The 4301-nt window shown below is 58.6% G+C and carries 7 protein-coding genes; 3 read left to right on the forward strand and 4 right to left on the reverse strand.

Annotated features, from left to right (window positions below; translation table 11 throughout):
- Positions 1 to 180 precede the first annotated feature (180 nt).
- Positions 181 to 603 (forward strand): lipoate--protein ligase family protein, encoded by a 423-nt coding sequence (locus CINSTRO3249_RS13365; protein ID WP_074013627.1) that lies wholly within the window; start codon positions 181 to 183, stop codon positions 601 to 603.
- A gap of 157 nt (positions 604 to 760) precedes the next feature.
- Here CINSTRO3249_RS13365 and CINSTRO3249_RS13370 read toward each other — a convergent pair whose 3' ends face one another.
- Positions 761 to 1249: a GNAT family N-acetyltransferase gene (locus tag CINSTRO3249_RS13370; protein WP_074013628.1), complete on the reverse strand. Its 489-nt coding sequence runs from the start codon at positions 1247 to 1249 to the stop codon at positions 761 to 763.
- Positions 1250 to 1661: 412 nt separating this feature from the next.
- Here CINSTRO3249_RS13370 and yghX point away from each other — a divergent pair, with 412 nt between their 5' ends.
- The gene (gene yghX, locus CINSTRO3249_RS13375; protein ID WP_074013629.1) at positions 1662 to 2549 is read left to right on the forward strand and encodes a YghX family hydrolase; all 888 of its coding nucleotides are present in this window, start codon (positions 1662 to 1664) and stop codon (positions 2547 to 2549) included.
- Between the two features lie 205 nt (positions 2550 to 2754).
- Here yghX and CINSTRO3249_RS13380 read toward each other — a convergent pair whose 3' ends face one another.
- Entirely contained in the window at positions 2755 to 3090 is a 336-nt protein-coding gene (locus CINSTRO3249_RS13380) for a hypothetical protein (RefSeq protein WP_074013630.1), read from the reverse strand.
- Positions 3091 to 3096: 6 nt separating this feature from the next.
- The gene (locus CINSTRO3249_RS13385) at positions 3097 to 3696 is read right to left on the reverse strand and encodes a hypothetical protein (protein WP_074013631.1); all 600 of its coding nucleotides are present in this window, start codon (positions 3694 to 3696) and stop codon (positions 3097 to 3099) included.
- A 79-nt stretch (positions 3697 to 3775) separates the two neighbouring features.
- Between CINSTRO3249_RS13385 and CINSTRO3249_RS13390 the strand changes: the two genes are divergently transcribed.
- The gene (locus tag CINSTRO3249_RS13390) at positions 3776 to 4039 is read left to right on the forward strand and encodes a hypothetical protein (RefSeq protein ID WP_143146904.1); all 264 of its coding nucleotides are present in this window, start codon (positions 3776 to 3778) and stop codon (positions 4037 to 4039) included.
- 33 nt (positions 4040 to 4072) lie between these two features.
- Here CINSTRO3249_RS13390 and CINSTRO3249_RS13395 read toward each other — a convergent pair.
- Positions 4073 to 4301, reverse strand: a 229-nt coding sequence (locus CINSTRO3249_RS13395) for an integrase core domain-containing protein (RefSeq protein WP_143146879.1), incomplete at its 5' end; no start/stop codon positions are given.

Here is a 4301-nt window from a genome sequence, read left to right on the forward strand (position 1 = left end):
TGCTCATGCTGAGTTTCCAGCACTAGATTAACTGCCCGTTCACGGACTTCCGGAGAGTAACGTTTGGTCGTTGTCATAGAGACCTCCACTTTTAAAGTATAGACTCTAATTTATCCGGGGTGATTCAATTTCAGTCTGGCGTACCCAACGGCGCGCGCGTTTGGCGACGCCGCGGAGGACGTGTACCGCCATTTGTGCGGCATCTTGAGCGATGTGTTGATGCAATGGGGGATTGCCACCCACTGTCAGGCGGTGGAAGGATCTTTCTGCGACGGGCGGTATAACCTTGCCTGCGGCGACGGGGCGCAGGCGCGTAAAATTGCCGGCACCGCCCAGTATTGGCGCACGGTGGCGGGTGCCGATGCCCGGGAAGGGCGGCATCATGTCGTGCTGGCCCACGCGCTGTTACTGGTTGAAGTTGATTTGATAGCCGCCCACCGCCGCGCCAACGAACTCGAAAAGCGCCTTGGCACCGGGCGCGTGTATCGGACGGATAAAACCCAAAGCATCGAGCAATGTCTCCCCACACCGGTGGCAGGACTCAGCGCCCGGGTAGCGGACGCCCTGATAACGCGTCTTGCGGGCAGCAGGGTGCCGCTGTAGTTCCCCCCAGGCATGGCGATGTGTCTCGGGTGGTTATGCTGCCCTTGACGCGGATGACCCGGGGGAATTTGTCGGCCGCAGAATTTGCAGCACCCACCTTAGTGCGCCTCGCCGCGGCCATAATACCCTCATGCCCGGCAGCGCTTCGGCGATGCCGTTAGTGCCGATCGGCGCTCTCGGCGCTCTCGGCGCGCTGGTCTTCGCCTTGCGCAGCCGCTGCGGGCAACGCTTTGGCCAGATAATAACGCGTATGCTTATGCGCGTAGCCCGCCAAATGACCGTAACGGCGGTAACCCAGCTTTTCATAGAAACCCAGCGCCTGAAAACTGAACGTATCCAGATAAGCCTGATGGCAGCCGCGGGCAAGGGCTTCAGTTTCGGCCCGGTGAATTAACTGCCTGCCCAGGCCGCCGTAGCGATGGCGTTCATCAATCCACAAATACTGTATCTCCAGCGATCCCCACCAGGTACTGGCGAGCAGCCCCGCGACAATATCGCCGGCGTCGTTGGTTATCGTCAGACGTAACGGGCGCATATCCACGGCCTGAAAGTGCGCGTTGTGCGACCACAACTTTTGTTGAATCAATTTTTCTTCGGCGTCGTCGGCAACGTCGCTTAGCGTAAAATGTAAATTGTGCTGTTCCATAGAATTGGCTGCCTAAAACGGTGAAAGTCATTGCGCATGCCTCAGGGCATGAAGCGGGTCTTGTGCCGCGCGGCGCTTCCCCAGCGTTATCAAAGGCGGCTGGCGCGCGATTGCGCAGTCAGGGTTATCGCCGCCGGGGTAGGGCCAGTTTGGCGCTTGACGCCGCAAAAGATGACCTGCTCTCCTGCGTGCGTCAATAGGTAGCGAATGCGGTATTGGCAACCGTACCATCCGGCGCGGTCGTGGCGTGCAACGGCGCAGGCAATGACCCGCCGCCGCCCTCCAGCGGACCAGCAGGGAGAATTGCCGCGCCGCTGACGCCATAGCTAAGCACCGCGGGAGGCAGCTACTGCACGGGCGGCGAAAATTTGCTAACGTCATAGCCAACCCCACCGCAAAGAGGAGAGTCATCATGGCCCGTTTGACGGCGAAAGATTTTCATCCCGATCTGCTTGAGCTGTATGACTATTACGCCCACGGTAAGATAACCAAACGCGAATTTCTGGCCAAAGCGGCGAAATACGCCGTGGGCGGCCTGACGGCGGCGTCTATCCTGTCGTTGATGAGTCCGAATTACGCTCTCGCCGAGCAGGTGGAATTCACCGACCCGGCAATCGTGGCGGATTATCTCACCTATCCTTCGCCGCAGGGCCACGGGCAGGTACGCGGCTATTTTGTCCGCCCGGCAAAGGCGGCCGGCCCGACTGCCGCGGTGGTCGTGGTTCACGAGAACCGCGGATTAAACCCTTATATTGAGGACGTCGCGCGCCGTCTGGCCAAAGCGGGGTTTATCGCGCTGGCCCCCGACGGTCTGAGTTCCGTGGGCGGCTATCCCGGCAACGATGAGAAAGGGCGGGAATTGCAGGCGCAGGTGGATCCGGTGAAGCTGATGAATGATTTTTTCGCCGCGGTAGACTTTTTAAAGGCGCATCCGGCCGGCAGCGGTAAGGTGGGCATCACCGGGTTTTGCTATGGCGGCGGCGTGGCGAATGCGGCCGCCGTGGCCTATCCCGAACTGGCCGCGGCGGTGCCGTTCTACGGCCGTCAGCCCAGGGCGGAGGACGTGCCGCGCATCCAGGCGCCTTTACTTTTGCACTATGCCGAACGGGACAGCGCCATTACCGACGGATGGCCGGCTTATGAGACGGCGCTGAAAGCGGCGGGCAAAACCTACCAGGCCTTTATCTCTCCCGGGGTCAATCACGGTTTTCACAACGACTCGACGCCGCGCTACGATAAGGCGGCAGCAGAGCTCGCCTGGCAGCGGACGCTAGACTGGTTCCGGCGTTATCTGGTTTGACGCGCGGGGGAAGGGGATTGCCGAAAGCGCCTTTGAAGCGCGGGGGGTAAAGGAATTGCCGAAAGCGCCTTTGACGCGCGGGGAAAGGGGATTGCCGAAAGCGCCTTTGATGCGCGGGGAAGGGGATTGCCGAAAAGGCCTTTGACGCGCGGGGGGTAAAGGAATTGCCGAAAGCGCCCCGGGTGGGGCGCCTTCGGGGTGCGGGTTACAGCGCCGTTTCGCGCCAGGCGGTATACAGCAGGGAATCCTCAAGCGCCAGGGCCGACAGCGGGATCAGTTCTCCCGCCGCGACATCCTGTGTCAGGGTTTTGTTGGCCAGCAGGTAGAACGGCGCAACGCCCTCGGCGTCGGCTTTCGCCAGCAGCCGTGCGCTTACGTGGTCGATGGTATGGTGGTGACCGCCCATCGTCAGCGTTTCCCCTTTGGCCAGCGGGCGCTCCGCGTAGCCGGCCATGACCGCATGCACTTGCTGATCGTGGGCGCCGGAGGGACGATGGTGCAGCACGGCCGAGAACAGACTGATGGGCGATTCCAGCCCCATGATGTGTTAGGGCAGGTACAGCGCGGCATAGCGCCGATTGCGGCTGACCACATGGCCTTTTTCCGCCAGCATCTTCCAGGTCTCTTCGTCGTCGCAGCGCACCACGATAAATACGCCGCCGCCGAAGCTGGCCTCGTCGTGGCGACGCAGACAGTTAAACACATCCACCACGCCGGTTTGGCTCAGTATGCCGCCGTCTTCGCGCGGGATAAAGACGTCCGCCAGCTCATGGATATGGCAAAGCGGGTAATTCAGCGTCGGGGTGGCCGGAACAAAGCCGAGAGAGTTAGCCACCACGTTCATTTCACAATAATCGGGGGTGGCGCTCTGCGGCAGCATTGCCAGCGCTTCGCTACGCAGACGCAGCGTATCCGCCACATTCTGTTCTGGCAGGGACCATAGCTTGGACAGCTGCGGTACCTCGACGGTTTTATCGGTATAGTCCAGCCGGCCGCTGTCCTGATGATAGATGTAGTCATATTCGCTGGATTTACCGGCGGCAATCACCTCCAGGCCCAGCACTTTCGCCCAGGTGTACAGACCAATCAAATTGCTGGGCTGATCGCCGTCTACCGTGGTGTAAACGGCATTATGCTGCGTCGCCAAACGATTAAGCCAAGGGCCGGCCACCGAAGCTATGAAGAAAAGTCTCGATAGTTCGTTCAAAGCGTTACACCAGAACTTGATGGATCACGATGAGAATGCGTGGAAACTTATTGAGAGTCCAGATGGTACGGAGCAAATGTACATATGTAGCTCAGATACTGCTATGATGTGGGTAAGAGAAAGCAAGCATGAGAGAATTTATCGTGATGGAAAAGAAAAAATTCAAGCAAATGTGAGTATTGGTAGATATTCCTTTAATGACAAGGTAATGGGTGTCTCCAGCTATAATATGACAATGAATACAGCTCTGGCTCAGGGCGTGCTTTCTCTCATTATTGAATAACCCCGAGTTTATTAGAGAGTAATTTTGGCAATACTACGCCGCTTCCTCTGATGCTAATTGCAAAGCGTAATAGTTCATTTCGGCTTCAGTAGGAGGGATGTAACCCAGCCGCCCGAGCAGCCTTCTGTTGTTGTACCAGTCCACCCAGTCCAGCGTGGCCAACTCCACTTCCGTCCGGTTTTTCCAGCTCCCGCGGTGGATAACCTCCGTTTTGTACAACCCGTTGATACTCTCTGCCATCGCATTATCGTAGGAGTCGCCG

It is taken from the genome of Candidatus Sodalis sp. SoCistrobi (genome assembly GCF_900143145.1).
Taxonomy (GTDB): Bacteria; Pseudomonadota; Gammaproteobacteria; order Enterobacterales; family Enterobacteriaceae; genus SoCistrobi.

Bases quoted from the DNA above. Each gene is read 5' to 3' on its own strand.
- yghX (WP_074013629.1), top strand. From the start codon at position 1,662: ATGGCCCGTTTGACGGCGAAAGATTTTCATCCCGATCTGCTTGAGCTG.
- CINSTRO3249_RS13390 (WP_143146904.1), top strand. From the start codon at position 3,776: ATGGATCACGATGAGAATGCGTGGAAACTTATTGAGAGTCCAGATGGT.
- CINSTRO3249_RS13370 (WP_074013628.1), bottom strand. From the start codon at position 1,249: ATGGAACAGCACAATTTACATTTTACGCTAAGCGACGTTGCCGACGAC.
- CINSTRO3249_RS13380 (WP_074013630.1), bottom strand. From the start codon at position 3,090: ATGGGGCTGGAATCGCCCATCAGTCTGTTCTCGGCCGTGCTGCACCAT.